This is a genomic window from Agrobacterium sp. NPDC090273 (assembly GCF_044772305.1).
In the GTDB taxonomy this organism is placed as follows: Bacteria; Pseudomonadota; Alphaproteobacteria; order Rhizobiales; family Rhizobiaceae; genus Agrobacterium.
Genome location: NZ_JBIVYN010000001.1, coordinates 588,730 through 615,629 on the forward strand (window position 1 = coordinate 588,730; position 26,900 = coordinate 615,629).

At 60.9% G+C, this 26,900-nt stretch carries 28 protein-coding genes and 1 pseudogene; 8 read left to right on the forward strand and 21 right to left on the reverse strand.

All coding sequences use genetic code 11. From position 1 onward, the window contains the following. Positions 1 to 53: 53 nt before the first annotated feature. From nikE to nikA, 5 genes are read right to left on the reverse strand one after another with little or no spacing between them, the layout of a single operon-like run. On the reverse strand, positions 54 to 839 hold the full coding sequence (nikE, locus tag ACIQT8_RS02845; RefSeq protein WP_400963185.1) for a nickel import ATP-binding protein NikE: 786 nt from the start codon (positions 837 to 839) through the stop codon (positions 54 to 56). After that, a complete protein-coding gene (gene nikD, locus ACIQT8_RS02850) occupies positions 836 to 1,624 on the reverse strand; it encodes a nickel import ATP-binding protein NikD (protein WP_400963188.1) in 789 nt (262 codons plus the stop codon). The genes nikE and nikD overlap by 4 nt, the downstream gene beginning before the upstream one ends. Beyond that, complete coding sequence (gene nikC / locus ACIQT8_RS02855; protein WP_400963191.1) at positions 1,621 to 2,490, reverse strand: nickel ABC transporter permease subunit NikC; 870 nt, start codon at positions 2,488 to 2,490, stop codon at positions 1,621 to 1,623. The genes nikD and nikC overlap by 4 nt, the downstream gene beginning before the upstream one ends. Further along, positions 2,487 to 3,431, reverse strand: a complete 945-nt coding sequence (gene nikB, locus ACIQT8_RS02860) for a nickel ABC transporter permease subunit NikB (RefSeq protein ID WP_400963194.1) — start codon at positions 3,429 to 3,431, stop codon at positions 2,487 to 2,489. The genes nikC and nikB overlap by 4 nt, the downstream gene beginning before the upstream one ends. A gap of 1 nt (position 3,432) precedes the next feature. Continuing rightward, positions 3,433 to 5,013, reverse strand: a complete 1,581-nt coding sequence (gene nikA, locus ACIQT8_RS02865) for a nickel ABC transporter substrate-binding protein (RefSeq protein ID WP_400963196.1) — start codon at positions 5,011 to 5,013, stop codon at positions 3,433 to 3,435. Positions 5,014 to 5,181: 168 nt separating this feature from the next. Between nikA and nikR the strand changes: the two genes are divergently transcribed. Further along, complete coding sequence (nikR, locus tag ACIQT8_RS02870; RefSeq protein ID WP_400963199.1) at positions 5,182 to 5,580, forward strand: nickel-responsive transcriptional regulator NikR; 399 nt, start codon at positions 5,182 to 5,184, stop codon at positions 5,578 to 5,580. A 6-nt stretch (positions 5,581 to 5,586) separates the two neighbouring features. On the opposite strand, the gene ACIQT8_RS02875 is transcribed toward nikR, so the two are convergent. Beyond that, positions 5,587 to 5,973, reverse strand: coding sequence for a DUF4440 domain-containing protein (locus tag ACIQT8_RS02875; RefSeq protein WP_400963202.1), 387 nt, complete (start codon positions 5,971 to 5,973; stop codon positions 5,587 to 5,589). Between the two features lie 47 nt (positions 5,974 to 6,020). Continuing rightward, positions 6,021 to 6,752, reverse strand: a complete 732-nt coding sequence (locus ACIQT8_RS02880; protein WP_400963205.1) for a class I SAM-dependent methyltransferase — start codon at positions 6,750 to 6,752, stop codon at positions 6,021 to 6,023. Positions 6,753 to 7,015: 263 nt separating this feature from the next. On the opposite strand from ACIQT8_RS02880, the gene ACIQT8_RS02885 reads away from it, so the two are divergent. Both ACIQT8_RS02885 and ACIQT8_RS02890 read left to right on the forward strand, forming a co-directional pair. Continuing rightward, positions 7,016 to 7,357 carry a hypothetical protein gene (locus ACIQT8_RS02885; RefSeq protein WP_400963208.1) on the forward strand — a complete coding sequence of 114 codons (342 nt, stop codon included), beginning with the start codon at positions 7,016 to 7,018 and terminating at the stop codon, positions 7,355 to 7,357. A gap of 264 nt (positions 7,358 to 7,621) precedes the next feature. Continuing rightward, positions 7,622 to 7,963 carry a hypothetical protein gene (locus ACIQT8_RS02890; RefSeq protein WP_400963211.1) on the forward strand — a complete coding sequence of 114 codons (342 nt, stop codon included), beginning with the start codon at positions 7,622 to 7,624 and terminating at the stop codon, positions 7,961 to 7,963. An 81-nt stretch (positions 7,964 to 8,044) separates the two neighbouring features. Here ACIQT8_RS02890 and ACIQT8_RS02895 read toward each other — a convergent pair. The 5 genes and pseudogenes from ACIQT8_RS02895 to ACIQT8_RS02915 all read right to left on the reverse strand — a co-directional run bounded on the left by ACIQT8_RS02895 (position 8,045) and on the right by ACIQT8_RS02915 (position 12,031). Continuing rightward, positions 8,045 to 8,481, reverse strand: a pseudogene (locus tag ACIQT8_RS02895) (acetyltransferase). Between the two features lie 19 nt (positions 8,482 to 8,500). Further along, on the reverse strand, positions 8,501 to 9,706 hold the full coding sequence (locus tag ACIQT8_RS02900) for an MFS transporter (RefSeq protein ID WP_400963214.1): 1,206 nt from the start codon (positions 9,704 to 9,706) through the stop codon (positions 8,501 to 8,503). A 48-nt stretch (positions 9,707 to 9,754) separates the two neighbouring features. Beyond that, complete coding sequence (locus ACIQT8_RS02905; protein ID WP_400964356.1) at positions 9,755 to 10,411, reverse strand: DapH/DapD/GlmU-related protein; 657 nt, start codon at positions 10,409 to 10,411, stop codon at positions 9,755 to 9,757. A gap of 76 nt (positions 10,412 to 10,487) precedes the next feature. Continuing rightward, positions 10,488 to 11,225 carry an SDR family oxidoreductase gene (locus ACIQT8_RS02910; protein ID WP_400963217.1) on the reverse strand — a complete coding sequence of 246 codons (738 nt, stop codon included), beginning with the start codon at positions 11,223 to 11,225 and terminating at the stop codon, positions 10,488 to 10,490. Positions 11,226 to 11,377: 152 nt separating this feature from the next. Next, the gene (locus tag ACIQT8_RS02915) at positions 11,378 to 12,031 is read right to left on the reverse strand and encodes a hydrolase (RefSeq protein ID WP_138792432.1); all 654 of its coding nucleotides are present in this window, start codon (positions 12,029 to 12,031) and stop codon (positions 11,378 to 11,380) included. A 157-nt stretch (positions 12,032 to 12,188) separates the two neighbouring features. Here ACIQT8_RS02915 and ACIQT8_RS02920 point away from each other — a divergent pair, with 157 nt between their 5' ends. Further along, on the forward strand, positions 12,189 to 13,070 hold the full coding sequence (locus ACIQT8_RS02920; RefSeq protein WP_178340822.1) for a LysR family transcriptional regulator: 882 nt from the start codon (positions 12,189 to 12,191) through the stop codon (positions 13,068 to 13,070). A gap of 5 nt (positions 13,071 to 13,075) precedes the next feature. Here ACIQT8_RS02920 and ACIQT8_RS02925 read toward each other — a convergent pair whose 3' ends face one another. From ACIQT8_RS02925 to ACIQT8_RS02935, 3 genes are all read right to left on the reverse strand, one after another. After that, entirely contained in the window at positions 13,076 to 14,677 is a 1,602-nt protein-coding gene (locus ACIQT8_RS02925) for an EAL domain-containing protein (RefSeq protein ID WP_400963221.1), read from the reverse strand. Positions 14,678 to 14,784: 107 nt separating this feature from the next. Then, on the reverse strand, positions 14,785 to 15,276 hold the full coding sequence (locus ACIQT8_RS02930; RefSeq protein WP_400963224.1) for an AAA family ATPase: 492 nt from the start codon (positions 15,274 to 15,276) through the stop codon (positions 14,785 to 14,787). An 84-nt stretch (positions 15,277 to 15,360) separates the two neighbouring features. Next, on the reverse strand, positions 15,361 to 15,858 hold the full coding sequence (locus ACIQT8_RS02935) for an Lrp/AsnC family transcriptional regulator (protein WP_400963226.1): 498 nt from the start codon (positions 15,856 to 15,858) through the stop codon (positions 15,361 to 15,363). Positions 15,859 to 15,946: 88 nt separating this feature from the next. Here ACIQT8_RS02935 and ACIQT8_RS02940 point away from each other — a divergent pair, with 88 nt between their 5' ends. Beyond that, positions 15,947 to 17,119, forward strand: coding sequence for an MFS transporter (locus ACIQT8_RS02940; RefSeq protein WP_400963229.1), 1,173 nt, complete (start codon positions 15,947 to 15,949; stop codon positions 17,117 to 17,119). 48 nt (positions 17,120 to 17,167) lie between these two features. On the opposite strand, the gene ACIQT8_RS02945 is transcribed toward ACIQT8_RS02940, so the two are convergent. Genes ACIQT8_RS02945 through ACIQT8_RS02965 form a run of 5 tightly spaced genes read right to left on the reverse strand, consistent with a single transcriptional unit; the run spans position 17,168 to position 21,902 of the window. Beyond that, positions 17,168 to 17,557 carry a hypothetical protein gene (locus ACIQT8_RS02945; RefSeq protein WP_262525905.1) on the reverse strand — a complete coding sequence of 130 codons (390 nt, stop codon included), beginning with the start codon at positions 17,555 to 17,557 and terminating at the stop codon, positions 17,168 to 17,170. Positions 17,558 to 17,571: 14 nt separating this feature from the next. Further along, a complete protein-coding gene (locus ACIQT8_RS02950; protein WP_400963232.1) occupies positions 17,572 to 18,462 on the reverse strand; it encodes an FAD:protein FMN transferase in 891 nt (296 codons plus the stop codon). A gap of 1 nt (position 18,463) precedes the next feature. Then, positions 18,464 to 19,453, reverse strand: coding sequence for an aldo/keto reductase (locus ACIQT8_RS02955; protein ID WP_262525901.1), 990 nt, complete (start codon positions 19,451 to 19,453; stop codon positions 18,464 to 18,466). Between the two features lie 15 nt (positions 19,454 to 19,468). Further along, positions 19,469 to 20,452 (reverse strand): aldo/keto reductase, encoded by a 984-nt coding sequence (locus tag ACIQT8_RS02960; protein ID WP_400963235.1) that lies wholly within the window; start codon positions 20,450 to 20,452, stop codon positions 19,469 to 19,471. 16 nt (positions 20,453 to 20,468) lie between these two features. Continuing rightward, positions 20,469 to 21,902, reverse strand: coding sequence for an MFS transporter (locus ACIQT8_RS02965; RefSeq protein ID WP_400963237.1), 1,434 nt, complete (start codon positions 21,900 to 21,902; stop codon positions 20,469 to 20,471). A 134-nt stretch (positions 21,903 to 22,036) separates the two neighbouring features. Between ACIQT8_RS02965 and ACIQT8_RS02970 the strand changes: the two genes are divergently transcribed. Next, the gene (locus ACIQT8_RS02970) at positions 22,037 to 22,930 is read left to right on the forward strand and encodes a LysR family transcriptional regulator (protein ID WP_138792423.1); all 894 of its coding nucleotides are present in this window, start codon (positions 22,037 to 22,039) and stop codon (positions 22,928 to 22,930) included. Between the two features lie 4 nt (positions 22,931 to 22,934). Here the strand turns inward: ACIQT8_RS02970 and ACIQT8_RS02975 are convergent, their stop codons facing one another. Further along, the gene (locus ACIQT8_RS02975) at positions 22,935 to 24,248 is read right to left on the reverse strand and encodes an adenylate/guanylate cyclase domain-containing protein (protein ID WP_400963241.1); all 1,314 of its coding nucleotides are present in this window, start codon (positions 24,246 to 24,248) and stop codon (positions 22,935 to 22,937) included. A 313-nt stretch (positions 24,249 to 24,561) separates the two neighbouring features. Between ACIQT8_RS02975 and ACIQT8_RS02980 the strand changes: the two genes are divergently transcribed. Together ACIQT8_RS02980 and ACIQT8_RS02985 are read left to right on the forward strand one after the other, a co-directional pair. Continuing rightward, positions 24,562 to 25,644, forward strand: a complete 1,083-nt coding sequence (locus tag ACIQT8_RS02980) for an alpha/beta fold hydrolase (protein ID WP_400964358.1) — start codon at positions 24,562 to 24,564, stop codon at positions 25,642 to 25,644. Positions 25,645 to 25,785: 141 nt separating this feature from the next. Beyond that, complete coding sequence (locus ACIQT8_RS02985; protein WP_400964359.1) at positions 25,786 to 26,796, forward strand: alpha/beta hydrolase; 1,011 nt, start codon at positions 25,786 to 25,788, stop codon at positions 26,794 to 26,796. Positions 26,797 to 26,900: the final 104 nt, after the last annotated feature.

Below are 26,900 nucleotides of genomic sequence, written 5' to 3' on the forward strand. Positions count from 1 at the left end.
TGATGTCGGTAAAGTTGTGCTGTTCAGGGGTTTCCTGTTGTGTCGATTCCGCTTTATCGAACCGGCAATGGTGGCAATACGGCCTGGTGCAGAAGCCTGGATGCCGGGTGGCTGACATGGTCGAATCCGGCTGATCCGATCTCCTCGACGATGCGTCCTTCATCCATGACAAGGCAGCGCGAAGCAAAGCGTTTCACCAGTCTCAGATCATGCGTCACGAACAGATAGGCGATACCGCTTTCGCGTTGCAGCCGTGCCAGCAGCGCGAGCGCGGAAGCCTGCAGATGGATGTCGAGATTGGAGACGGCCTCGTCGAGAATAATCAGTCTGGGGTTTACGGCCAGCGCACGGGCAATGCAGACACGCTGTAGTTGTCCTCCACTGAGCTGAGCCGGCAGACGTCCGGCAATGTCGGCTGGCAGTTCCACCATCCGCAGCAGTTCCCGCACACGCGTTTCGCGCTGGGCCTCCCTCAGCGTCGTCAGGTGCCGCAATGGCTCGGCAATGATGGCGCGAATGCTGAAACGGGCGTTCACCGCGCTCGGTGAATCCTGGAAGATCAGCTGAACCTCACGCCGGAAGTTCCGGCTTTCGGCACGGTCGAGCGCCGGTACCGGCTTGCCGCGAAACAGCACCTGTCCCGCATCTGGTTGTTCCAGGCCCACCAGCAGACGGGCCAGCGTGCTCTTGCCGCAGCCGCTGCGGCCAAGAAGCGCCACAGTCTCGCCCTCGGCAATGGTCAGCGAGACCTTTTCGAGAACCGTCTTGCGGCGGCTCTTACCCACCAGAGACTGGGTCTGGTAGCTCTTGTCGATATCGATGGCGGCAAGAAGGCTCATGCGGTCAGTTCCATACCGTAAAGCGACAGATGCGCGGCGACCAGCATACGCGTCACCTCATGTCGGGGGCGGTGAAAAATCTCCATGACCGGCGCCTGTTCCACCAGGCGGCCATGATCGAGAACGGCAACATCATGGGCCAGTCTTGCCACGACACCCATATCGTGCGTGACGAGCAGGATGCCGAGATTTCGCTCTGTTACCAGCCGCTCCAGAAGGTCGAGGACGCGGAGCTGTACGACGAGGTCGAGATCTGTCGTCGGTTCATCGGCAAAGAGGAAAGACGCCTCGCTCAGCAATGCCAGCGCAATCATCATTCGCTGCAACATGCCGCCGCTCATCTCGAAGGCGTGCAGGCCGAGAGTGTTTTTCACCTCGTCCAGACCGGCAGCGCGCATCGCATCCTCAATGCGATCTTTTGCATCGGCGCCATGTTTGCCTGTTGCCTTCAGGGTTTCAATCGCGTGGTCGCGCATGGTGCGGACCGGGTTGAAGGCGCTGCGCGGGTTTTGCATGATGGTCGCAACGTGGCGGCCGCGCAGCGCTGCGGCGTGCTGTGCCGCCCCGTCAATCGTGATGCGGCCCTTGGCCACCACCACGCCGGGCGGCAATACGCCAAGAGCGGCTGAACAGGTCATGGATTTGCCCGATCCGCTGGCACCGACCAGTGCCAGAATGCGCCCCTGTTGAATGGTCAGCGACAGGTCGTTGACGAGGTGGCGTGTGCTTCCGTCGAATGTGGTCGTCGCGGTCAGGCCTTCGATGGCCAGGGTCTTGCCGGTCAATGGCTGTGCTCCGCCTTGATGTGTGGGTCGAGACGATCTCGAAGGGCGTCTCCGAAAATGTTGAAGGCCATGACGCTGAGAAACAGCGCCAGTCCCGGCCAGAGGATCAATGTTGGCGCCGTCCAGACGAACTGGCGGGCATCGCTGATCATCACGCCCCATTCGGCGGTGGGCGGCGTCACGCCAAGGCCGAGGAAGGAGAGGCCCGAAACATGTAGCATGATATGGCCGATATCGAGTGTCGCCAGAACGACAAGCTGCGAAAAGGTGGCGGGCAGCAGATGTTCCACGAAGGTGCGGATTGGCCCCGCGCCACTCATTCGCGCCGCCAGCAGGAATTCCCGATGTCTTAGCGACATGACGATGCCGCGCACGATGCGCGCATACCAGGCCCAGTGCGACAGCGCGATAGCCAGAATGACATTGGTGAGACCCGTGCCGAGCATGCCGACCATGAACAGCGCCAGCACCAGCGTGGGAAAGGTCAGGAACACATCGGTCACGCGCATGATGAGCTGATCGGCCCGCCCGCCGAGAAAACCTGCCGCGCCGCCGATCACCACGCCAAGCATCAGTATCAACGCCAGTGTAATGGCAACGGAACCGAGTGAGACCCGGACACCGGCAATCAGCCGCGAGAGAATGTCGCGGCCGAGATGATCGGTACCCAGCCAGTGCGCAAAGCCGGGAGATTGCAGCCGCCGCACCAACTCCACCTCGTCGGGATGGTAGGGGGTAATCCACGGTCCGGCGATGGCGGCAAGAATGAGCAGCGCGATGATGAGGCAGGCAAGCCGCAGCGACCAGCGGCGGGGCATCAGGAACGACCATTTGCTGCGGCTGGGATTGGTGGCGAGATCGGTCATTCCGCGCCCTCCGCAGACAGGCGAATGCGCGGGTCGGCCCAGGCATAGACGATATCGACGATCAGATTACAGACAACGAAGATGGTGACCATGACGAGCGTGAAGCACTGGATGACGGGGTAATCGCGGTTCATGATGGCCGAGACGGCGTATCGGCCAACACCTGGCCAGCCAAAAATGCTTTCAATCACCAGCGTGCCGCCAATCAGTTCACCGATATGCATACCGGTTGCGGTGATGACCGGAAGCCAGGCGTTGCGCAGCACATGAGAGCGTTCGACGGTGCGTTCCGACAGGCCGCGAAGGCGCGCGTAACGAACGTGGCGTTGCCCTGCGACCTCCAGCATGCTGGCCCGCAGCAGCCGCGCATTGATCGACAGCAACATGAAGGCGATGGCAATGGCGGGCATGACGAGATGCGCAAAATCGCCGCGTCCCATCGGCGGCAGCCAGCCAAGCTTGATGGAAAACACCAGCACCAGCAGAAAGCCCAGCCAGAAGTTCGGCATGGATACGCCCAGAAAGGCAACGGTCCTGACAACCTGATCCTGCCAGCCTTCCCGGTGGCGCGCCGCCCACATGCCAAGAGGGATGGAGAGGCCAAGCGTCAGCAGCAAAGCCAGCCCCGCCAGTTGCAGCGTTGCTGGCAGAAAATAGAGAAGGTCCGGCAGGACAGGCCGCTGGGTGGCAAAGGATATGCCGAAATCGCCGCGCACGGCCTTGCCCAGCCAGTCAAGATATTGCGTGGCTAGCGGCCGGTCGAGGCCGAGCATCTGGCGGGCATCCTGCAGCGCCTCGGCAGTCGGCGGCACCTTGGACAGACGAAGGTAGTCCATGGCCGGATCGCTCGGCCCAAGCCGCAGCATCAGGAAAATGACCAGCGAAGCGCCAAGCAGCATCGGCACCAGCAGGAGCACCCGGCGGGCAATGAATGCAAGCATGTCAGTTGGTCCCGGGGGCAAGTTTCTCGAAAGGGATTTCGCTCGACATCGCGCCAAAGGTGATCTTGCCGATTTCCGGTTTTGCCACGGCAATCGCCGTCACATAGGTCAGCGGCAGATAGACGGCCTCTTCGTGCAGGCGCGTCAGAATATCCTTGTAAAGCGCCTGCCGTTTCGTTTCATCGGTGGAGACAAGCACTTGGCCGATCTTCGCGTCGATCTCGGCCTTGTCGGGAAGGCCAAGCTGCGCCTGATAGTCGGCATGCGAGGGCACCCGCATGGAACTGACGAAGGCGTGTGGATCGTAGGGCGCACCCCAGGTGCGGTTGAAGATGATGCCGAACCGGCCATCGCGCTGGCGGGCATAGACGCTGCTTTCTTCCTCTCCGGTCAGCGTGACATCGATGCCGACCTTGCGCAGATCCGCCTGAACGATTTCAGCCATCGACTTGCTGATGGCGTCCGTACCGACGAAGCAGAGTTCAACCGTCAGCGGCTCTCCATTCTTTTCGCGGATGCCGCCTTCTGTTTTTTGCAGCCAGCCGGCCTCATCCAGTATTTTTGCGGCGAGTGCGCGGTCGAACGTATAGGGTTTCAGGCCGACATTGGCGTAGGGCACGTTGTCGGCAAACAGGGTGTCGGCGCGTTTCTGTGTGCCGTAGAGTACGGTGGCGATCATCGTGTCCTTGTCGACCGCATGGTTGATCGCCTTGCGGACGGCGAGGTCTCTGGTCGTCCCGTGATTTGTGTTGATGGCCAGCACGCGGGTTTCCAGCGGCGCGGATAGCTCCGCCTTGTAGGTGCCCATTCTGGCGAAGCGCTCATAGGTATCGGGAGAGATCGGCCCGTCCGTTCCGTAGATCAGGTCTATCTCGCCGGTTTCGAATGCAATGGCGCGGGTATTGGGGTCGGGAATGACCTTGACCGTGACCTGCTCGTAGACGGGTTTGTCACCCCAGTATCTGTCGTTTCGGGTGAAGACATCGCTTTCCCCCAGCCTTGTTTCCGTCAGCATCCACGGACCGGTACCAATGGGAGCTGCGATGCCATCCGCCGTGCCGCCGTTCCTGAACTGCGAGGGTGCCACGAAGCGGAAGGGGCGTGGCAGGGCCAGTTCCTGCAACAGCGGATAATAGGCGTCTTTCAGGCTGATGCGCACCCGGCGGGCGTCAACGACATCGGCCGAGACAATCTGGTTGGCAAGCTCCAGCCACCCATGGCGTGTGCGGTTTTGCAGCACGGCATCGATATTGGCCTTGACGGCGGCGGCATCGAACACCTCGCCATTGGAGAATTTTACCTCGTCGCGCAGCGTAAAGAGATAGGTTCTGCCGTCGGCCGAAGTTTCCCACGATGACGCCAGCCACGGCCCGACGGTGCCATCGGCCCTGTAGCGAACCAGCGGCTCATAAACCATGTTCTGCGCAAACATCTGGTTGGGCGAATAAAGATGCGGGTTGAGCGGCCCGACATTCATCGGCCATGAAAAGTTCAGTTTCGGATCTGCCTGAGCAGCGGATGCGAATGCAACCGTCGCAACGGAAAGGGCGATGGCGAGCCCTCGAAATCTGTGGCTGAACATGGCAATACCTTTATGGCAGGATGTCTGAGTATGTTGTTTTTTCAAAAATCTCATACTCGGCAATTCGTCAATACGCACATACGTCAAATAGCGTAGCTGGCGGCTGGACAATGGCTGTTTTGAAGGCGAGAACGGCAGGGTGACCGGTCATCTCAGGAAGGAAAGCGCATGCAGCGGATTACGATCACCATCGACGACGAGCTGATGGCTGAGCTGGACAGGATGATCGAGGCGAGGGGGTATCAGAACCGTTCGGAAGCGCTGCGCGATCTCGCCCGTGCGGGTCTGCAGCAGGCATCCCTCGAGGATGGTCAGATGGACCGTTGCGTTGGCGTTTTGAGCTATACCTACGACCATCACGCCCGCGATCTTTCCCGCAAGCTCACCAATACCCATCACGACCACCACGATATTTCAGTGGCCAGCATGCATGTGCATCTCGACCACGATCGGTGTCTCGAAGTCAGCATCCTCAAGGGTAAGACGGAAGACGTGCGCCACTTTGCCGACCATGTGAAGGCCGAGCGCCATGTCACCCACGGCACGCTGGCGGTGCTGCCGCTCTGAAGGCGATCAGCGGGGAACTGGCGTTCCCTGATGGAAGATCATCTGCCAGCGACCATCAACGCGTTTCCAGATGGAACTTCTCAGCGCCTCGTTGCTCTGCTGGTCCTCCGCCAGCGGGCGGATGCTCTTGTAGGTGACCAGCACCACATCTTCTGACAGTGGTTTTGCGGTAAAGTCGGCGACCCCTAGCGGTGGTGTCGACACCGATACCTCTTCCTGCGCCAGCGCCTCGATGGTGATCTGCTTGTCGTAGACGCGGCCGGACTTGCCGAACTCGACGAAGTCATCGGCCAGCAGATCGGAGACCGCCTGCGGCGACGATCTGACCTTAGGGCGGTGCAGGCTGGTTTCCAGAGAGAAAAACATCTCGATATCATTCGCATCAAACGACATTGCAGCTCCGGCTGGCATGGAATGGGAGGTGTGGGGCGGGGTGTCCGTCAGGGGCGATGTGCCGCGACCAGCAGCATCATCGGGCGCTCAAGTTCTTCCGCCAGTGAAGGAAACTGCCTGATCTGGTCCGCCGTCGGGGCGAATTCCCTGATTTCGCGGATGGTGAAGCCATTGGTAACAAGGCTGTTCAGCGTCGTTGCCATCGTGCGATGGTATTTGAGAACGCCTTTGGCGAACCAGTCGGTGCGCCGCTCTCCCTCGATCGAATAGCCGTTGACCGGCCAGGTCTTTCGTCCGTCGTCACCGGATATCCATTGCGGCTTGTCGGCGGCCATGAAAATCGGATGTTCGATGGTGAAGACGAAATCGCCGCCTGAAACGAGTGCGGCATGAACCATGCGAACGAGGCGCTCAAAATCGCTGACATAGTGGAAGGCGAGCGCACTGTAGGCGAGATCGAACGACGCCTTCGGCAATTCAAGCGTTTCGAGATCGGCTCTTTGATAGTCGATTGCAGGGTAGGGCGTGTCGGCGCGTGCCCGCTCGATCATGTTTTCAGAGAGGTCGATGCCAAGCACCGAGGCCGCGCCCTGCTCATGCATCCAGCGCGAGGCCCAGCCGAAACCGCAACCGAGGTCGACGACGCGTTTGCCGGTCAATGACGGCAGCATGGCGCGAATGGCCGGCCATTCCGGCGCACCATCCAGACCCTGCACTTGGCGCGGAAGCTGGCTGTAACCGGCAAAAAACGCCGCGTTGTCGTAAATGTTCTGCGCCATGATCGAACCTCGCATCCGCACTGCCATGACAGGCCGTCACCTGAAAGTGACATACCTGGCCGCCCGATGACGGCGGCACATGATAGCTGCTTCGCCAGAGGCGTCAAAGACGTGGACGAGCATCGCTCACTTCGGTGAAGGTTGCGTCATGATGCGGGCGACAGCGCATTCCAGTCTGGTGTCGATCCCAGCATGCACACTCCGCTGCTTGCATTTGATGTAGGGTAGGATACTGCTCTGGAAGAGGTATTCAGGGGGCTCGAATGAAACTCAAACTGTTGGTTCTTTTCGCTTTTCTCGTGCCGGGACAAGCATTTGCGTTTTGCTCGGAACCTTATGCTCGTCTTACAACTCCCACGGCTCCAGGTAGCTTCAACAAGCCGGATGTGCCCTACTGTTTGTCGTCCTACAAATTCTCAGGAAGTCACACCTGCGACCAATGGGAGATTGACAGCTATAAACGTGAAATTGAACGTTATGTAGACAATCTGCAGACTTACGTTGATGAAGCTTACGCGGTCGCGAAGGTGGCATCCAATTATGCAGACGAGGTTCAAGCTTACGCCGAGTGCGAAGCGAAAGAGGTGAGCTCACAGCATCAGTAGTAATTGCCGGTCACGGGCGTGGGCTTTTGATGTTGATATATTTCGATTTTCTTTTCATGAGCTTGCTCGTTAGTTGACAATGTGTACTCTAGTCAGTGGGGAATGACTTGGGGGCTACAATTGAAATCAAATGCTGTACTAATTCTGGCTTGCACTGTTGTGGTGTCAGGCTGCACGAGTTCGAGCGTCGTAAGGACATCTCAGAACACGGCCATCATCAAGACCAGCGCAGAACCGATGTGTGGGAGTACGGGTGCTGCGAGGGTGGCCGAAAAACAGGCTGCTATAGAAACAATTAAAGCCGGATTTGATCGCTATATCATTACGGGTGCAGGTTCGTCGGATAACGTCAGTGTTACTCAGCTTCCTGGCCACTACAACACGTACGGCACAGCAAACATGTACGGCAACTATGGTACGTACAGCGCTACCACTGTTTATCAGCCGGGACCAACAATCGTTAGCGGATCTTATGATCAATCGTTTGCGATACGCATGTTCCGCGATGGAGAGCCGGGAGCATCGCAAGCGCTCTCAGCAAAGCAGACTTTGGGACCAAAGTGGGAGCTCTTTGTGAAGAACGGTGTGAATTTCTGCACCTCGTGACGAATGATGGCGGCGCTCTATGCGTCGCCAGTCCTCCCGAGGCCCTTAGAAATCTTGGCCTCTGTCCGAAGCGCAATTGGCTCAGTTCACATAAGCCAGATGAATGAGCGGGTAAGGCCTGCCTTGTCCGTCGAGGGGTGAGCGGCCCGTTTCACGAAATCCCATTTTCTTATAGAAGCCAATGGCCTGATCGTTCTGCTCGTTGACGTCTGTTGTCATATCAGGATGAAGCGAGAGGCCGTGGCGGACGAGTGCGGCGCCAATGCCGTTACCGCTGTGACGCGGATCGACGAACAGCGCTTCCATATGGCGCTGTCGATCAGCATGAAGGCGAGAGGATGATCGGCCGCATCGACCGCGAGCCAGAGCGGTGCCTGCGGCAGGAAACCGCAGAGCATTTCATCGAGGGCGATACGGTCTTCGGGCAGCAGGTAGCCATGCGTGGCATCAACCGCGCTTCTCCAGATATCCATGATGCGGTCGCCCTCGCCGGGGCGTGCTGGTCGAATGCTGATCATGATCTACGCCTATACCAGTTCACGCTTGCGCCGTGGATTTTTTCGACACGAGCAGCAGCACCGGCAAAGCACAGAGCGACAGGACCGCGCCCGTGGTGAAGGCGGTGGCGGAGCCGTAGAATTCCCAGAGGAAACCGGCAAAGACATTGCCGATCAGCACGGTGAAGCCGGTCATCAGGTTGAAGGCGCCAAAGGATGTGCCCTTGAGATGCGCCGGGGCGGATTGGGCAATCAGCGTGGCAAGAAGACCTTGCGAGAGCCCCATGTGAAGACCCCAGAGAACAATGCCGAGGAGGAAGACGGGGATCGAGGTCGAAAGCGCCAGCACGGCATAAGCGGCGGCCAGGACGGCAACGCTTGCGGCAAGCAGCCCGTTCGGCCCGATGATATCCGAAAGGCGTCCGGTCGGGTAGGCGGTCAGGCCATAAACGGCGTGCATGATGACCATGGTGATCGGTATCCAGGCGGGCTGGAAACCAGCCTCCTGCGATTTCAACAGCAGGAACGCCTCGCTGAAACGGACGAAGGTGAGGGCGGAGGCGGCGAGGATGACGAGCCATGTCGCGCGGCTCAGTCGCATCATCTCGCCGATCCTTGGAGCCGGGCTTGCCTTGCGTGGTGGCTGGTCGGGTTCGCTCACGCCGAACATCAGCACAAGGACGGAAAGGAAAGCCGGGATGACAGCGATCCAGAAGATGAGCGAGACATTGCCGCTCAGCGCAAACATCAGCCCGATGGCCGCCAATGGGCCGACAAAACCGCCAACCGTATCGAGTGATTTTCTCAGGCCGAAGGCCGCACCGCGAATTTCCGGTGGCGTGACATCGGCAATCAGCGCATCGCGCGGCGTGCCGCGTATGCCCTTGCCAACCCGATCCACGGCCTTGGCGGCAATCACCGCATCAACCGAGGTTGCCAGCGGAAAGACGAGCTTCGAGACCGCGCCCAGCCCGTATCCGATCACGGCCAGCATCTTTCTGTTGCGAGTCCAGTCGGCAATGACGCCGGAAAACAGCTTTGTCACAGTGGCGATCGCCACTGAGATGCCCTCGATGAAGCCGACGGTGATTGCGGACGCGCCAAGCCCTGACACCAGGTAAAACGGCAGCAATGTCTGCACCATCTCGGATGATATATCCATCAGAAGGCTGACGAGCCCGAGCAGCCAGACGGTTTGCGGGATCGGTGTCGATGTCGCGGCTGTTCTGCTGAAAAGAAATGTCATGGCTGGCCCCCGGCTTGAGGAGCGGGATAGATCGCCGTTTATTCCCGGTCAATCGCCATCCGTCTCCCAGAGGCGGCAGAATTCTTCGATGTCGTCGGTACGAAATTCGCCAGCGCGCGCCACGATCTCGTCCTGCGGCCTGTCCCACCATGCCAGCCGCGCCAGCCGCCCGGCAATCTCGCGGGAAAAGCGCTCGCGGATGAGGCGGGCGGGCACGCCGCCAACAATGGTGTAGGGCGCGACATCGCGTGAGACGACCGCACCGGCGGCGAGAACGGCGCCGTCGCCAACCGTCACGCCCGGCAGCACGATGACGCCGTGGCCGATCCACACATCGTTGCCGATGGTGACGATGGCGCGTCTTCGATCTTCGAAAAACGCGTGATCGCGGCCGACATCGCTCGAGTAATAATCGGTGCAATAGGTGAAGCGGTGCAGGGAGGGGCGCTGCATGGGATGGTTCGGTGCACCGATCCTGACCGATGCGGCAATGGCGCAGAATTTGCCGATCCGCGCATCGGCCACCATGCAGTTTTCACCGAGATAGCTGAAATCCCCGAGCGTCGAATATTCGACCCTTGTGGCCTCGAGGATTTCGCAGTGTTTGCCGATGTCGACCTCACGCAGTCCCACAGTCGGGTGGATGAAGGTTTCGGCAAGTTTGGGAGCCGGCCGAGCGTTCGTCTCGTCCGGCGATGTCGTCATCGTCACGATGCAGTCCTGTCCTGGGAGGTCTCGATAGGGCGTCGACTAAACCAGGCGGATGACGATGGTGCGACACTCACTGCATGATGAGGCCGCCATCGACGGCATACTGGCTGCCGGTGACATAGGATGCTTCGGATGAAAGCAGGAACAGGGCAACGGCGGCCGCTTCATCTGCGCTGCCAGCCCGGCCGAGCGGAACCTGATTGACGACGAAATCCTCAAAACCCTGCCGTGCTTCATCCGGCAGGAAGCTGCGGAAGTTGGTTTCGATCGGGCCGGGGACCAGTGTGTTGACCCGGATGCCGCGCGGCGCCAGCGCCGACGCCCAGGAGCGGGCCATGGCGACGACCGCACCCTTGGTTGCCGCATAGAGCGCGGTTGCGGCCGCCCCTTCATAGGTCGAGCTGGAAGAGGTGAGCAGAACCGATGCGCCGGAGACGAGATGCGGCGAAAGTGCTGCAAGCTGCAGCATCGGGCCGCGCACATTGGTCGCCATCATGGCGTCGAAGCCTTCGGCATCAATCTCTTCCGGCAGGCCAAGGGTCGCGAAGGCGGCGTTCAGCCACAGCCCGTCCAGCGGACCGGCCGAGGCCACGGTTTCGGCAAGGGCTGTTGCAGTCGGTTCGGCGGCGTCGTTGCGGAACACCACGGCCTTGTCGGCGAATTCCCGCTCTGCGGCTTTCAGGCGCTGTTCGTTCAGGCCGGTCAGAAGCACTGTTCCGCCTTCGGCAATGATGCGCCTTGCGCCAACCAGTCCCATGCCGCTTGTGCCACCGGTGATCAAGATGCGTTTGCCGCTGAATCTGCTCATGGTTCGATCTCCTTATGCACATTTCGTTCTGAAACGGGCCTGTTCTACGCCCGGCAATGCAGCCGGCGCAATGATCGATGATGACGCAGTTCTGCCAGAAGACGATGCGGCAACCGGCGTCGGGGATGGGGTCTCCACCCCCGCGCCGATGATCAGCCAGCCGTGGTCGGGACCGGGGTGTTGAGCAGCTGCTGCTCCCAGAGATAGGCGATGCCGCTGCCTGCCGCGTGGTGCTTCAGGATATCCGTCAGTTCCGCGGCATGTTCGGTGCGGGCCCAGTCGCGCTGCCATTCGGCGGCCAGTGCCAGCCACGTCATCATGTTGGCACCGGCGGCGATCATGCGCTGGATCGCAAGTTCGTGGGCTTCGACGGACACGCTGCCCGAGGCATCGGTAATCACCGTCACATCCCAGCCTTCGCCAAGGGCCTGGATCGTCGGCATGGCAACGCAGATCTCTGTCCACAGACCGGCGATGATGAGCTGCTTGCGTCCGGTTGCCTTGACGGCATCCACCACGGTCTGATCCTGCCAGGTGTTGATGAAGGTACGGTCGATCACCTCCTGACCCGGAAAGACATCGGTGATCTGCGGGAAGATCAGGCCGCCGCGATCGGCGATCACGCTGGTCAGAATGGTGGGGACGCCGAACACCTTTGCGGCTTTTGCCAGCGCCGTCGCGTTGTTGACCACCATCTGCGGCTCGTGGCTGTTCAGGTTGGCAAGCTGGTAGGGTTGATGGTCGATCAGAACCAGAACCGAATCTTCGGGGCGAAGGAGTGAAGCAAGGCCGTTACGAAAGGTCATGAATGCATCCTCTTGCTGTCGTTTTGGGTGTGATGTTCGTTTGCCGACAGGGTTGCGCTGACAGCGGCGCAGCCTGTGGCGCGAACACTGTCATTGCGTTTTTCGCTACGATAGTGCTGACTTGCGGCAAGCTGTGTCGCGCAAACCGGAACGCCAGATGGATATCGAAGACCTCAGGACATTCGTGGAAGTTGCCGAAGCCGGCGGTGTTTCACCGGCCGCACGGCGGCTCAACCTGTCGAAATCGATTGTCAGCCGCCGGCTGATCCGGCTGGAGGCGGAACTCGGCATCCAGCTTCTGGCCCGCACGACACGGGGTGCCGCCTTGACCGAGGCCGGGATCACCTTTCGCGATCATGCGGCCAGAGCCTGCGCCGAAATCGATGAAGCCAGGGAAACCATCCTGCCGGCGGGAGAGCTTTGCGGGCGCCTGCGCATTGCCGTGCCTCTTTCCTTCGGCCCGACGCATTTTGCCCCGGTGCTTGCGCAGATGGCGCAGCGTCATCCGCAACTCAATGTGCACACATCCTACAGCGATCGCTTTGTCGATCTGATCGCAGAGGGTTTCGATTGCGCCATTCGCGTCGGATATCTTGCGGATTCCAACCTGATTGCCAGACGTGTCGGCCCGCTTTACGGCAAGCTGGTCGCCAGCCCAGACTATGTCAGGAAACATGGAGAGCCGAAGACACCGGCCGAAATTGTCGATCATCAGGCGCTGATGCAGGGCACGGAAGCCTGGCAGTTTCTGGATGGAGAGAAGACGATCACGGTCTATCCGCGCGGCCGGTTCAAGGCCGACAATGCCGTGGCGCTAACCGCGGCGGCGCTGGCTGGTCTCGGCATCGGCTGGTTGCCGGATGGTATTACCGGCGAACACATCGCCTCCGGTGCGCTGGTTCCGGTCATGACCCGCTATCCGCCGCCGCCGGCCGGCATCTATGTCATCCGCCCGCCGGGGCAGCACCCTTCCAGAAAGGTCCGGGTGCTGACCGAAATGCTGATCGACTGTTTCGAGCACACGCGCAGTGCGGGCTGACGGCCTTAACGTGAATGGCTGAAGTGGACAGGGCGGATGATCTTGGCGCCGCCCTTGATATCGGCGTTGCGCCGCTCGTAGAACGCCATGAATTGCTCAAAGGGCAGGGCCTTCGAATAGAGCCAGCCTTGCCCATATTGCACCCCGGCCTTGTGCAGAACCGCTTCCTGTTCGGCGGTTTCGATGCCTTCTGCGACCATCTTGAGTTTCAGGCTGTGCGCCATCTCGATGATGTGCGGTGTGACGAGGCTGGTGGCGGCATTGCGACCGAGGGCATCGATGAAGGACTTGTCGATCTTGAGCACCGTCACCGGCAGGCTCTGCAACATCGACAGGCTGGAATAGCCGGTTCCGAAATCGTCGATGGCAATCACATGTCCGGCGTCGCGGGCTCTGGTCAGCGTGGCGCTGGCGGCATCTGCCTGAATGAAGCCGCGCTCCGTCACCTCCAGCCAGATCTGCGATGTCTGGACCTTCATGGTCCGGAGCTGATCGTCGATCTGGGTCAGGAACCGGCCGTCCTCCACATCCTGTGGCGATATGTTGATGGCGACGTGCATGTCGCGGTGTTCGGCAAGCGCATCCTTCATGGTTTCAAGCACGTTGCGCACCATGATTTCGGTGATCTGGCCGATCATGCCGTTCTGCTCGGCAACGGGAATGAAAAGATCGGGCCGGACAGAAGAGCCATCCGGGCGCTGCCAGCGGATCAGGGCTTCGGCCCCGATGCAGCGGCCGGTCGCGAGATCGATGATCGGCTGGTAATGGGCGACGAATTCCTTGCGACGAATACCGATCGCCAGTTCACCGGCCAGTGACAATCGCTGCCGCGACACCCAGGCAATCAACGCGATGAGGCCGAGCGATATGCCGATGCCAACCGGGATCATCTTCCAGAGTTCGGCGTCGGTGCGCCAGTCCACGACGCTGCGGTTGGAAATGGCGAAGGCGGCAAAGTCCTTGCCGCGACGGGAGGAAAAGACCTGCCTGTCATTGAAGCCGCTGATTTCCTGGCTGACCAGACGCGAGACAAGCTGCGGATCGGCTGCGCCGGACAGTGCAATCGGCTGGCCATCCAGCGAAGCGATGCCGAGCAGCATGGGCGTGTCGTGCAGCACATCAACCAGCCGTTCGCGTTTCAGAAGCGCGTGGTAATTGCCTTGGCTTACCACGATCATGCCATCGACCGGGTCCGAGAGACCGCCGCCATTGAGGCGCAGTTCATAACCTTCGGAAAGCGCGATGCTGTCCTCGAACAGCGTTGCCTCGGTGCGGGCCATCCCCCAGGTGTCGCAGACGAGTTGTCCGTTGTTCGTCACGGCAATCTCATCGACGGAGAGTGCGTCGGTCGTCAGTTTCTGCAGCCGGGCAATATCGTCGGGTGTGCAGGACTGGCGATTTTCCGCTGCAAGCACCTTGAGCACGGCGCGGGCGCGGGCAATGTTGAGGTCGCCGCGCTGCACGGTCCAGTCGGCATAATCGGCAAGGTGCCGTCGTTCCAGCGCAAAGGCCCGTTCGCGTGAAATGTAGACTGCGGCGAGCAGCGGCAAAGCCCCGGCGCAAATTGCCAATCCGAATGCAATCGTCAAAACAATGTTTCGCCGCATCTTGGCTTCCTTGAGCGCCGGGCATCACAAGCAATGATGTTCAACTTAAACGTTCAAGGTTGTCAGAACCTTACAATTGCGGTGGTAATTCTCACGGGGACAATCCATCAGAGCAAAGCCATGATCTCAGTCACACTGTCTTCGACCGACAGGCGAAATGTGTCGAGGCTGAGGTCAGTCGACCACGGTTCGAAGCTGCGCGCCTCGATTGCCGCCCATGTGGGCGGTGTCAGGCCTTCTATGGTCGAAGGGCGGGTCTCTGCGCGGTGACGATGGGTGGTCGCATCCGAGCAGCGGATTTCAATCTCGATGTATCGGCGGTCGTTCTCCGTCGCCACCTGCCTGAAGGCCTTGCGGGTGATCTCCGTTGCATTGACGGAGTCTACAATCACGGTCCGGCCGAGCCGCAGATTGTCCGCCGCCAGCCGGTAAAGGCCGATGTAGCCGGCCGGTCCGACATCGCATCCGTCCGGCAGGCACGAACGGATTGCCTGTTCCAGCGTATCGACCCTGAGGTAACAGGCGCCGATGCGTGCGGCGAGCGCCTGCGCGATGGTGCTTTTTCCCGAACCGGGCAGGCCGCCCAGAATAATCAGCATGTCACCCTCCCGATCAACCCCGTTCCATCTTCGACGCCATGACGCCATGACGCCATGAGCCCGTGACGCCGTGATGTCTGCCGTTCAGGGGTAAGGGCCACGCTCCAGAAAGGTTGAAAGGGCGATGTAACTGCGCACGGAGCGCACCCCTTCGAGGCTTTGAATTTCCATCAGGAAGTTTTCGAGCGATTCCGTGTCGACAGCCCGCACCTTGACCAGCACGCAGCCATCGCCCGCCACGGTATGCAGTTCTTCGACCTCGGGCCGTTTGGTGAATTTCAGCAATTCGCGCGTTGCGCTGTAGCTGCTGGTATCGATCACCAGAAAGGTCAGCAGCGAGCGGCCAAGCTTGCAGCCGTCAAGCTGGGCAACCGTGCCCTTGATGACGCCATCGCGCTTCAGACGCTTGACGCGTTCGTGCACGGCGGGGGCGGAGAGATTCACGATCTTGCTGAGTTCGGCGTAGCTGGCGGAGGCATCCTCGGCGAGCACGCCTAATATTTTTCGGTCTGTCGCATCGATATCGGCAGGGTGATGGCGTGTTTGCCGAACCGTATCTTTTTCTTCAACTTCAGCTGCCATTTCGGCTTTACCTCCGAATTTCATTCCACCATATGGCCATTAACGCCGAATTTTATTCGGAAGACAACCGCCTATCTGGAGTTTCATCATGCCCTTGGCTCTTCTCGCGCTGGCCGTCGGCGCTTTCGGTATCGGATTGACCGAATTCGTCGTCGCCGGCATCCTGCCGCAGATCGCCCAGGAGTTCGGCGTCGACATACCGACGGCCGGTCTCATGGCCACCACCTATGCGCTGGGTGTGTTTGTCGGCGCACCTGTTCTGACCGTGCTGGGGGCGAAAGTGCCCAGAAAGACGATGCTGATCGGTCTTGCGGTCATCTTCACGCTTGGCAATGTCATCACCGCCATTGCGCCGACCCTGTCGATTGCGCTGACGGGGCGCATCATCACCTCCTTCAACCACGGTGCGTTCTTCGGCATCGGTTCCATCATCGCCGCCTCGCTGGTGGCCCCTGACCGGCAGGCGCGTGCGATCGCCTTCATGTTCTCCGGCCTGACGATGGCCAATCTCGTCGGCGTTCCCGCCGCGACATGGCTGGCACAGGTCTATGACTGGCGGCTGGTGTTCTGGCTTTCGGCCGCCATCGGCGTTGTCACCATTGTCAGCGTTGCTTTGCTGGTGCCGCAGATCAAGGCGGGCAAGGCCATTGCCCTGCGCCGTGAACTGCGTGCCTTCACCGATCCGCAGGTGTTGCTGGCCATGGGCATCACCGTTTTCGGCCCGGCGGCCTTCTTCACCTCGATCACCTATATCGCGCCGATGATGATCGAGGAGGGTGGTTTTTCGGAAGCCGGTGTGGCGCGACTGATGGTTCTCTTCGGTCTTGGCCTTGCCGTCGGCAACTGGGTAGGCGGGCGTTTTGCCGACCGCTCGCTGTTCGGTACGCTGTTCGTGACGCTTGCCGCACAGGCCGCCATCCTGATGGTGTTCTGGGCCGGCGTTGAAAATGCCGTGGTCGCCTCGGCCTCGGTCTTCCTCATGGCGGCCTTCGGTTTTGCCACGGTTTCGCCGATCCAGAAGCTGGTCATGGACCGCGCCAATGCCGCCGGTGCGCCAACCATCGCCGCTTCGGTCAATATCGGCATGTTCAATCTCGGTAACGCACTTGGTGCCTGGGCGGGCGGCGCCACCATTGCGGCCGGTTTCGGTCTTGCCTCACCAAACTGGGCAGGCGCCATTCTGTCGCTCATCGCGCTGGCTCTGGCCTTCATCGCACGGCTTGGAGCCGATGCGGAATATGCCCGGGCGGCGGCGGAATAACACCTTTCGCCGAACATGTGTGGCGGCCGGTTTCGACCGGCCGTTGCCTTATCCGGCTTTGCGCGCCGCCTGATCCCTGATCTGCCTGAGAGCCGCGTTGAAGCCTTTCGGCGTGCCGCTGGACCCCGCCAGCTTGCCGACCTTGACCTGATCGATGCGCCTGCCAACCACGACATCGGGCACTGCCGCCGCAAAGGCGCGCTGCAGTTCCAGCGACCTTGGGACATAGGCATGCGGTGTGACCGTGACGGCGGTGATGATGTCGTTTTGCAGGGTGACACGCACGGTCACGAAAGACGGCTGGCCGCCATATTGGCCGGTCGCTTCATAGTCACCATCGACATATCGGCTGCGGTTCACGCCCTGCGCATCGGCCGCTCCGGCAAGTGTCAGCACGAGAGCCGATGCCATCAGCATGGTTCTGGTCTGGCTGGTCATATCAATGTCCTTTCTCAGGTGAAAACTTCGCCATCGAAGTTGTCGGAAACTTCGGCGCGGCCATCGGCGAACAGGCGGACGAAGGAAAAATCGAATGCCTGCCTCAGACGTGCGGCCGGGGCGAAGAACAACGCCGTGGCAAGGCCATCGGCCGTCGCCGCATCTGCCGCCACCGCCCATGTGGCGATGACATCGTGCGTCGGTCGTCCGGTGCGGCCATCGACAACGTGGTGCAGCCCATCACCCCAGGCGCGACGATTGACCGCCGAGGCGCAGAGTGCGCCATCGGAAAGCGCGGCGATGCCGATAACGCGTGAGGGATCGCGTGGATCTTCCAGCCCGACGGTCACAGGCAGGTTGCCCCGATGCCGCATGTCGCCGCTGCCATCGACAAGGAAATCCTCGATGTCTTTCGATTCCAGCAGGTCGGCGATCAGGTCGACAAGCCGGCCCTTGCCGAGTGCGCCGAGATCGATGGTCAGCGGTCGTCCGGTCGTGAGTGTCGCGCCATGTCTCGTGACATCGAGGTTCCATGCCGGACGTTGCGATGCCGGGCAGGGTGTCGAGTCAGAGGTTACAAGCGAATAGCTGCGGTCATACCCCAGCCGCTCGAGATCGGCGCCAACCAGCGGATCGACCGCGCCATCGGTTGCGGTGTGAAGCCGGTCGTAGAGGTCGAACATCACCGCCGCATCAGGCGGAAAGTCAAAGACGCCACCGCCTTGGGCAGCGGCGATCTTTGCGATCAGTGAAGTCTCGCGAAAGCGCGAATAGAGCCTGTCGAAGTCTTCCGTCAGCTCAAGCACGCGCTCTCGCATGGTGGTCGATAGCGGTTGCGGCGTGTCGATCTCGAAGCGCGTGCCGATGGCATCGAAGCTGAAACGGCAGTTCGGCACGCCGTCCATCTCAGCGGCCCGTCATCTTCATGGCGGCTTCGGGAAGCCGGTCGCCAACCACCTCGATCCTGGACAGCACGGCGTCGATTTCCGTGAGGTCGGCTGCGGTCAGTTGCAGATCGACGCTGCCAAGGTTTTCGTCCAGACGGTGCTGTTTGGTCGTGCCGGGGATCGGCACGATCCACGGTTTTTGCGCCAGCAGCCAGGCCAGCGCCACCTGGGCGGTTGTGGCGCGCTTGTTTTCGGCGATGACCGTGATGGCGTCGACCAGCGCGAAATTCGCCTTGCGTGCCTCCGGCGTAAAGCGCGGCACGCTGTTGCGGAAGTCGGTCGGGTCGAAGGTGGTGTTCTCATCGATCTTGCCGGTCAGGAAACCGGCGCCAAGCGGACTGAACGGCACGAAACCGATGCCCAGTTCTTCAAGCGCCGGCAGAAGCTCCGCCTCCGGGCCGCGCCAGAACAGCGAATATTCGCTCTGCACGGCGGCCACCGGCTGCACGGCATGGGCCTTGCGAATGGTCGCCACACCGGCTTCCGAAAGGCCGAAATGCTTGACCTTGCCTTCGGCAATCAGGTCTTTCACCGCACCGGCGACGTCCTCAATCGGCACGGCCGGATCGACACGATGCTGGTAAAACAGATCGATACGGTCGGTCTTCAGCCGCTTGAGGCTGGCTTCGGCCACGGCGCGAATATGCTCCGGGCGGCTGTTGGTGCCGCCGCGCCGTTCGCCGGTTTCAAGGTCGATGTCGAAACCGAATTTGGTGGCGATGACCACGCTGTCTCGGATTGGTGAAAGGGCTTCGCCCAGCAGCTCTTCATTGACGAAGGGGCCGTAGGCTTCGGCGGTGTCGAACAGGGTGATGCCCCTGTCATGGGCATGGCGGATCAGCGCGATCATGTCGCCGCGGTCGGCGGCCGGGCCATAGGCCGAGCTCATGCTCATGCAGCCAAGGCCGAGGGCGGAAACCTCGAGGTTTCCGATAGTTCTCTTTTTCATGGGTTTCTCCCGTTGTTACTTGCCGACGCGGGCTTGCAGATGGGCCGGGTAGCGGTCGCCGACGATATCGATCTTTGCCAGCGCATCGGCGATTTCGGCGGCGTCCTGCGCGCTCAGTTCAACAGTCGCGGCACCGAGATTTTCTTCCAGACGGTGCAGCTTGGTGGTGCCGGGGATCGGCACGATCCAGGGTTTGCGGGCCAGAAGCCAGGCGAGGGCGATCTGTGCCGGTGTCACGCCCTTGGCGTCGGCAATCTGCGTCAGGGCTTCCACCAGTGCCGTGTTGGCTTTCAGGTTTTCGGCCTGGAAACGCGGCACGACGCTGCGGAAATCACCGGGCGCGAAGGTTGACGAGGCGTCGATCTTGCCGGTCAGGAACCCCTTGCCGAGTGGGCTGAACGGCACGAAGCCGATACCAAGCTCTTCCAGCGTTGGAATGATCTCCTTTTCCGGCTCGCGCCAGAACAGCGAATATTCGCTTTGCAGCGCCGTGACCGGCTGCACCGCATGTGCCCTGCGAATGGTCTGCGCACCCGCCTCGGAAAGACCGAAATGCTTGACCTTGCCTTCGGCAATCAGGTCCTTCACCACGCCCGCCACATCCTCAATCGGCACATTCGGGTCGACACGATGCTGATAAAGCAGATCGATGACATCGGTCTTCAGGCGCTTCAGCGAGGCCTCGACCGACTGGCGCACATAATCGGGGCGGCTGTTCATGTGCTGGCCGCCATCCGGGCTTGGCAGTTCGAAACCGAACTTGGTGGCGATGACCACCTTGTCGCGGAACGGCTGCAGCGCTTCGCCAACCAGTTCTTCATTGGTGAAGGGGCCGTAGACCTGTGCGGTGTCGAAGAAGGTCACGCCACGGTCGTGGGCGGCGCGGATCAGCGCGATGGCGTCCTTCGTGTCGGTCGCGGCGCCATAACCGAAACTGAGGCCCATGCAGCCAAGGCCGAGGGCGGAGACGTCGAGCGTTCCGAGTTTGCGATTTTGCATTTTATTCTCCTTCGGGTCAGGCCGTGCGCTCAGTCGGCACGGCGTTGGAGTTTGCCTGGCGCGAGGCCGCAGGCACGATTGTCAGAAGGGCAATGATCAATGTCAGCACGAGCATAACCGTTCCGGCATCAAAGGCATGGGATACGCGGTAGGCCGTCAGGTCAGCGCCGCTGAGGCCAGCAGAACCGATGGCCGCAATGGCGATCAACACGCTGAGGCCGACCGAAGCACCCATCTGGTGGGCGACATTGACTGCGCCGGAGGCTGCACCGGCATCGGCATTGTCGACGCGGGCAACGCCGGATGAGGTGAGCGGGCTCAGCGTCAGACCCTGGCTGATGCCGATCAGCAGCATGGGCATGGCAATCGCCGTCCAGTAACTTGAGCCGACGCCGGCGCGGCTCAGCCAGGCCATCGCCACGATACCGACCATCATGCCGGCAACAAGCACCGCGTTGCGGCCAAACCGGCGGATCAGGCGCGGCACGATCATGGCTATGGGCACATGCAGGGCTGTGGCCGGAACGAAGGCAATGCCTGTGAGCGCCGGGCGCAGCCCTGCCACTTCCTGCAGATAGAGCGTCGTGAAAAAGAAGAAACCGACCATTGCACCGAGGTAGAGAACGCGGGCGCCATAGGCACCGGAACGTTCGATATCCGAAAACAGGCGCAGCGGCAGGATCGGCTGTTTTGCGCGGCGTTCGATGCGCACGAAGGTGGCAAGCAGGACGAGCGACAGGGCAATGATGCCGATGGTCGTGCCGTCCCATCCGGCCTGCGCCGAACGGATGAAACCGTAGACGAGGCCGCTCATGCCCGTGGTCGAGGTCAGCGCACCGGGAATATCGAAGGTGCCGGGCTGTCTGCCGGTTTCCTTGATGTAGACGCGGGCTGCAAGGATCATGGCAATGCCGATCGGCAGGTTGATGAGGAAGCCGACACGCCAGGACAGCCAGTCGGCCAGCAGCCCGCCGACGATCAGGCCGACAGTCGCCGACACACCGGCCGCCGCACTGTAGAGCGAAACGGCGCGCACGCGTTCATCGCCTTCCTCGAAATTGGTCTGCAGCAGGGCAAGCGTGGCGGGCGCGAGAATGGCCGAGCCGAGACCCTGAATGGCCCGCCACGCCAGCATCCAGGCGGCGGATTGCGAGGCGCCGATTGCAAGCGAGGCCAGCGTGAAGATCGCCATGCCGGTGATGAACATGCGGCGACGGCCGAGAATGTCACCGGCACGCGCACCCAGAAGCAGGAAACCGCCGAAGGTCAGCGTATAGGCGCTCTGCACCCAGGCAAGGCCGGCATCGGTAAAGCCGAGTTCGTGGTGGATTTTCGGAAGTCCGGTCAACACGACCGATATGTCCAGCACGATCATCACGTAGCTGATGAGGATGATGGCGAGGATTGCGGTCTTGTGTTGCGGGGAGGCGGTCAAGTGAATGTCGGGCATCGTCGTTCCGTTCTGCGCGGGCGCTTGGCCGTCCTCCACGGCAAGGCTGCGGTTTCGATGCTCTGAAGATATTCCTTGCCGACCTTATCGATTAGAGGCAGTAATCGGCATGAGGCTATAAGGATACCTAATAAATGCCGCAGGAAAATTTCAACGATCTGATCGCCTTCGTCACGGTGGCGCGCGAGGAGAGTTTTACCCGCGCAGCCGTCAAGCTCGGTGTCTCGCAATCGGCGCTCAGCCAGACGGTGCGCGGTCTTGAGGAGCGGCTGGGACTTCGCCTGCTCACCCGAACCACGCGCCGCGTTTCACCGACGGCGGCGGGCGAGCGGCTGTTGCAGACGGCAGGGCCGCGCTTCGATGAGATACAGGCGGAGCTGTCTGCGCTCAGTGACATGCGCGACAAACCCGCCGGCACCATTCGCATCACAACCGGCGAACATGCGGCAATCTCGGTGCTTGCGCCCGCCCTTGAAAAATTCATTCCGCAATATCCCGATATCAACGTCGAGATCACCGTCGATTACGGCCTGACGGACATTGTTGCGGAGCGTTATGACGCGGGCGTGCGGCTTGGCGAACAACTGGCCAAGGACATGATCGCGGTCAGGATCGGACCGGAAATGCGCATGGCTGTGGTCGGTTCGCCCTCCTATTTCCAGCAGAACCTCTGGCCGGAGGTTCCCGAAGATCTGACCAGCCACAATTGCATCCAGATCCGCATGCCGACCTACGGCAACATTCTTGCCTGGGAGTTCGAGAAGGACGGCCACGAACTGAAGGTCCGTGTCGAGGGGCAGCTCGTATTCAACAACATCGCCATGCGGCTCGATGCCGTCAAACGCGGTTTCGGCCTGGCCTATATGCCGGAAGATCTGGTGGAAGAGCACATTGCGAAGGGCGAGCTGATCCGGGTGCTGGAAGACTGGTGTGCGCCGTTTGCGGGCTACCACCTCTATTATCCGAACCGGCGCCATGCCTCGCCAGCCTTTGCGCTGGTGGTCGATGCGCTGCGTTACCGCGGATAGGGTTTCAGTCGTTCAGCACATAGAGATCGACGGGCTTTTGCCGGTTGCGCACATTCGCCGCGCCGAGATAGGTCAGCCCGACTGCATGGCCCGCCGCCTTTGCCGTTTCGCCGCTCAGCAGGCAGCGCGTGTCATGATCCTTGTTCAGCGCTTCCAGCCGCTGCGCCAGGTTCACGGTATCGCCGTAAAGCGTGTAGGACAGCCGGTCATCGCTGCCCACCGTCCCGGCGGCAACCGGGCCGGTGGCAATGCCGATGCGCAGTTTCAGGCTGTGGCCGCCAAATTTTTTCTGGTCCGTCAGCCGCAGGATTTCGCGGGCCGAGGCGATGGCGCGTTCGGCATGATCTTCGACCGGCAGCGGCGCGTTGAAGGAGGCGATGAAGGCATCGCCCATGTAGCTGACGACAAGACCGCCATTGCGGGCAATGACGCCTGCGGTGGCGGAAAAGAGTTCGTTCAGCACCGCAATCAGCACTTCGGGGAAAAGCTGTTCCGATAGCGCGGTAAAACCTTCGACATCGGCAAACAGCAGCGTTGCCTCGCGCATCTGCGGGCGGAGATAGCCTTCATTGCTGGCAAGTTCGCGTACCACATGCGGCGGCACGTATTTGCCGAAGATCCGCTGCATGCGCCGCCGTCCGGTTTCGGCCACGGCTCTGGCCTGCACCATGTGCCGGGCGCGATGCACGGCGAGGGCGGCAATGCCCGTGACCGCGCCGATAATCAGCACCTCCTGCAGTCTGGAGGCCATGCCGAGAAAATGCGGGCTCAGCACCACCGAATAAAACACCTCCCGTTTCGGCGCGAGCGGCAGGTTTTCGTAAGTCAGGAAGTCGCCCAGGCTGAAAACGATCCAGCCGATCGATGCCGAGAGCCCCGCCATGCACCACACACCGGTCCAGACGACGAGGCGGGGGGAGAGCGTCAGCACCGAGGCGACAATAACGATGTAATAGAAGTGATCGCGGCTGGTCAGAAAGACGAGGTTCTGCGGCACCATCTCGCCGCTGCTCAATGGCACGAAGGACAGGACAGCCGAAATCAGCAGCGCATCCATGGCAAAGAAGGCATAGCGTGAGGGGACTTCGTAACGCGTCTCTTCGGCTGCCAGCGGCAGAAGACCGATCGCCGCCAGCAGCAGAAACAGCCCGGCGACCCAGAGATTGTTGGGATAGTGATACCCCCAGAACGCCGTTCCGGCCATCAGCACCGCCGCAACGGTGCGGCCGTAAACCGCAAGCTCAAAACCGCGACGTTCGGCAAATGCCGTGGCGCGGAGGGCGGGATCGAGCGCAGGCGTTTTTATCTCCAACGGCATATCTCCACGGCAGTTGATGTAAGCCGCGGAGCGAAGCAGACGGCTACTCGCGGTATCAACGCGCAAACGTGGGAATCTGGACAATCTTGTGGCGACGTTTTTTGCGAGATTTCGTGAAAACCCGAATGCGATCAGCCGTTTGAACGGTTTTCAGCCGCTTTGGCGCCGAGGTATTTTTACGGGTGGGGTGGAAATAGTAATCAACACTCTGTGATTGATAAGTGGGGCTAATAACCTCATCCGGTTTCCGGCCGCTAATCCCGTCAAAGCGACCGCGATATCGTTTCTCATCGCAATTCTCGAGACGGGTATGATGAGACAGAATTTCAAATCGCTGGCGTCGGTACTGGTGCTCTCCGGTGGCCTGATGGCATCGCCATCGGCATGGGCGGAGGCGGCCAAACCCGGCCCCATCATCATTCAGCAGCAGGGCAGTTTTGCCGTGGGCGGCACGGTGGCAAAGACGCCGGGCACCTATAACAACAATGCGCCTGGTGCGGAGGGACAGTCGCTCCACGGCGACCACGCCTATGTTTTCTATCAGGTGCCGGAGAACCCGAAGCCGCTGCCCATCGTCATGCTGCATGGTGCCTTTCAGTCGGCGCGAAGCTGGGAAACCACGCCGGATGGACGTGAGGGGTTTCAGAACATCTTCCTGCGTCGCGGTTATTCCACCTATCTTGTCGATCAGCCGCGCCGGGGCCGGGCGGGCAACAGCACGGTGGCGACGACCATCGAGCCGACGCCTTACGACCAGCTGTTTTTCGACCAGTTCCGCATCGGCAAATGGCCCGATTATTTCGGGAACGTGCAGTTCTCGCGTGACCCGGCCGCACTCGACCAGTTTTTCCGCTCGGTCACACCCAATACCGGTCCCTTTAATGCGACGGTGATTTCGGATGCCATGTCGGCGCTGTTCGACCGGACCGGTCCCGCCATTCTGTTCACCCATTCGCAGGCCGGTGGCCCCGGCTGGCTGACGGCGATCAGGAACCCGAACGTCAAGGCCATCGTGGCGCTGGAGCCGGGCAGCGGTTTCATCTTTCCAGAAGGTGAGGTGCCTGCCGACATGCCGAGTGCGGCTGGCACGCTGAAGGGCGAGGCGGTCTCTGCTGCCGATTTCGAAAAGCTGACCCGTCTGCCGATCGTCATCTATTACGGCGACAATTTCCCGACCGAACCGACCGCCGAGCGCGGCCAGGACAACTGGCGTGTGCGGCTGGCGATGGCGAAGCTCTGGGTCGATGCCGTCAACAGACACGGTGGCGACGCCACGCTGGTGCACCTGCCGGAAAAGGGCATCAAGGGCGGCACGCATTTTCTGATGTCGGACCTGAACAATGTCGAGATCGCCGACCAGATCTCGCAATTCCTCACCGACAAGGCGCTCGATTGAGCGAGCGGCGCATGGGCAAAAACCCGGCCCGATCTGACAAGGAGCCTCTGCATGAGCAATGACATCATCAACGGCGCGAGACGCAGGTTTCTCGGCGCCACGGCGCTTTTCGTTTCCGGCGCAATTTTCGGAGTATCAACCATGAGCACGACCGAGGCTGTCGCAGCCGATTACAAACAGAACCCGTTCACGCTGGTCTATGACGGTGCGATCACCAAAAACGAACCTGGCAAGGTGAATATCCACCCGGTGACATACAGGCTTGCTGGTCTCGACATCGTTGCCAATGTTTATACCCCTGCCAATTACGACCCGGCGCAAAAATACCCCGCCATCGTGCTGGCTCACCCGAATGGCGGCGTGAAGGAACAGACCACCGGGCTTTACGCGCAGCGTCTGGCGGAGCGCGGTTTCATCACCATCACCGCCGACGCAGCCTATCAGGGCGGAAGCGGCGGGGCGCCGCGCAGCGTCGACAAACCGCAGCATCGCATCGAGGACATTCACGGCATGGCCGATTTCATCAGCGGTTTTCCGGGTGTCGATACGGCGCGGCTGGGGCTGCTCGGCATCTGCGGCGGCGGCGGATATTCGCTGGCGGCGGCCAAGACCGACAAGCGTTTCAGGTCGGTTGCCACGCTCAGCATGTTCAATTCCGGCCGCGTTCGCCGCAACGGCTTTCAGGACTCGCAGCTCGAAACGATCCAGACGCGGCTGCAGCAGGCGTCCGCCGCCCGCGCTCAGGAAGCCGCAGGTGGAGAGGTGCTTTATGCCGGTGATGCCAACCTGACCGATGCGCAGATCGAAGCCTTGCCTTTCGATCTCTATCGTCAGGGGTATCACTATTACTGGCGCACCCATGCGCATCCGGGCTCGACCTTCCGTTACACCATGAGCAGCCTGATGGATCTGATGCGCTGGGATGCGACCGACGAGATCGAGCTGATCGACGTCCCCTTGCTGATGATCGCCGGCAGCGAAGCCGATACGCTTTACATGACGGAAGACGCGTTCCCCCGGGCCACCGGCACGAAGGACAAGGAACTCTTCAGGATTGCCGGCGCCAGACACATCGAAACCTACTGGGTGCCGGAATATGTCGATGCGGCGCTCGACAAGCTGACCCCGTTCTTCGGCAGAACGCTCGTCTGAAACAGTCTCGTTTTTTCATTCCCCTCGAAAACAGGTCAGGGCGTTGCCATGCCGCATCGCCCCGGCCATCCCCTGTGCCATGCAAGGAGTTCCCTTTGAAGCGA

Bases quoted from the DNA above. Each gene is read 5' to 3' on its own strand.
- ACIQT8_RS02955 (WP_262525901.1), bottom strand. From the start codon at position 19,453: ATGAAAAAGAGAACTATCGGAAACCTCGAGGTTTCCGCCCTCGGCCTT.
- ACIQT8_RS02920 (WP_178340822.1), top strand. From the start codon at position 12,189: ATGGATATCGAAGACCTCAGGACATTCGTGGAAGTTGCCGAAGCCGGC.
- ACIQT8_RS02905 (WP_400964356.1), bottom strand. From the start codon at position 10,411: ATGACGACATCGCCGGACGAGACGAACGCTCGGCCGGCTCCCAAACTT.
- ACIQT8_RS02975 (WP_400963241.1), bottom strand. From the start codon at position 24,248: ATGCCGTTGGAGATAAAAACGCCTGCGCTCGATCCCGCCCTCCGCGCC.
- ACIQT8_RS02960 (WP_400963235.1), bottom strand. From the start codon at position 20,452: ATGCAAAATCGCAAACTCGGAACGCTCGACGTCTCCGCCCTCGGCCTT.
- ACIQT8_RS02985 (WP_400964359.1), top strand. From the start codon at position 25,786: ATGAGCACGACCGAGGCTGTCGCAGCCGATTACAAACAGAACCCGTTC.
- ACIQT8_RS02900 (WP_400963214.1), bottom strand. From the start codon at position 9,706: ATGACATTTCTTTTCAGCAGAACAGCCGCGACATCGACACCGATCCCG.
- nikE (WP_400963185.1), bottom strand. From the start codon at position 839: ATGAGCCTTCTTGCCGCCATCGATATCGACAAGAGCTACCAGACCCAG.
- ACIQT8_RS02930 (WP_400963224.1), bottom strand. From the start codon at position 15,276: ATGCTGATTATTCTGGGCGGCCTGCCCGGTTCGGGAAAAAGCACCATC.
- ACIQT8_RS02940 (WP_400963229.1), top strand. From the start codon at position 15,947: ATGCCCTTGGCTCTTCTCGCGCTGGCCGTCGGCGCTTTCGGTATCGGA.
- ACIQT8_RS02910 (WP_400963217.1), bottom strand. From the start codon at position 11,225: ATGAGCAGATTCAGCGGCAAACGCATCTTGATCACCGGTGGCACAAGC.
- ACIQT8_RS02885 (WP_400963208.1), top strand. From the start codon at position 7,016: ATGAAACTCAAACTGTTGGTTCTTTTCGCTTTTCTCGTGCCGGGACAA.
- ACIQT8_RS02875 (WP_400963202.1), bottom strand. From the start codon at position 5,973: ATGTCGTTTGATGCGAATGATATCGAGATGTTTTTCTCTCTGGAAACC.
- nikC (WP_400963191.1), bottom strand. From the start codon at position 2,490: ATGACCGATCTCGCCACCAATCCCAGCCGCAGCAAATGGTCGTTCCTG.
- ACIQT8_RS02925 (WP_400963221.1), bottom strand. From the start codon at position 14,677: ATGCGGCGAAACATTGTTTTGACGATTGCATTCGGATTGGCAATTTGC.
- ACIQT8_RS02970 (WP_138792423.1), top strand. From the start codon at position 22,037: ATGCCGCAGGAAAATTTCAACGATCTGATCGCCTTCGTCACGGTGGCG.
- ACIQT8_RS02945 (WP_262525905.1), bottom strand. From the start codon at position 17,557: ATGACCAGCCAGACCAGAACCATGCTGATGGCATCGGCTCTCGTGCTG.
- nikA (WP_400963196.1), bottom strand. From the start codon at position 5,013: ATGTTCAGCCACAGATTTCGAGGGCTCGCCATCGCCCTTTCCGTTGCG.
- ACIQT8_RS02950 (WP_400963232.1), bottom strand. From the start codon at position 18,462: ATGGACGGCGTGCCGAACTGCCGTTTCAGCTTCGATGCCATCGGCACG.
- ACIQT8_RS02980 (WP_400964358.1), top strand. From the start codon at position 24,562: ATGAGACAGAATTTCAAATCGCTGGCGTCGGTACTGGTGCTCTCCGGT.
- ACIQT8_RS02880 (WP_400963205.1), bottom strand. From the start codon at position 6,752: ATGGCGCAGAACATTTACGACAACGCGGCGTTTTTTGCCGGTTACAGC.
- ACIQT8_RS02935 (WP_400963226.1), bottom strand. From the start codon at position 15,858: ATGGCAGCTGAAGTTGAAGAAAAAGATACGGTTCGGCAAACACGCCAT.
- ACIQT8_RS02915 (WP_138792432.1), bottom strand. From the start codon at position 12,031: ATGACCTTTCGTAACGGCCTTGCTTCACTCCTTCGCCCCGAAGATTCG.
- ACIQT8_RS02965 (WP_400963237.1), bottom strand. From the start codon at position 21,902: ATGCCCGACATTCACTTGACCGCCTCCCCGCAACACAAGACCGCAATC.
- nikB (WP_400963194.1), bottom strand. From the start codon at position 3,431: ATGCTTGCATTCATTGCCCGCCGGGTGCTCCTGCTGGTGCCGATGCTG.
- nikR (WP_400963199.1), top strand. From the start codon at position 5,182: ATGCAGCGGATTACGATCACCATCGACGACGAGCTGATGGCTGAGCTG.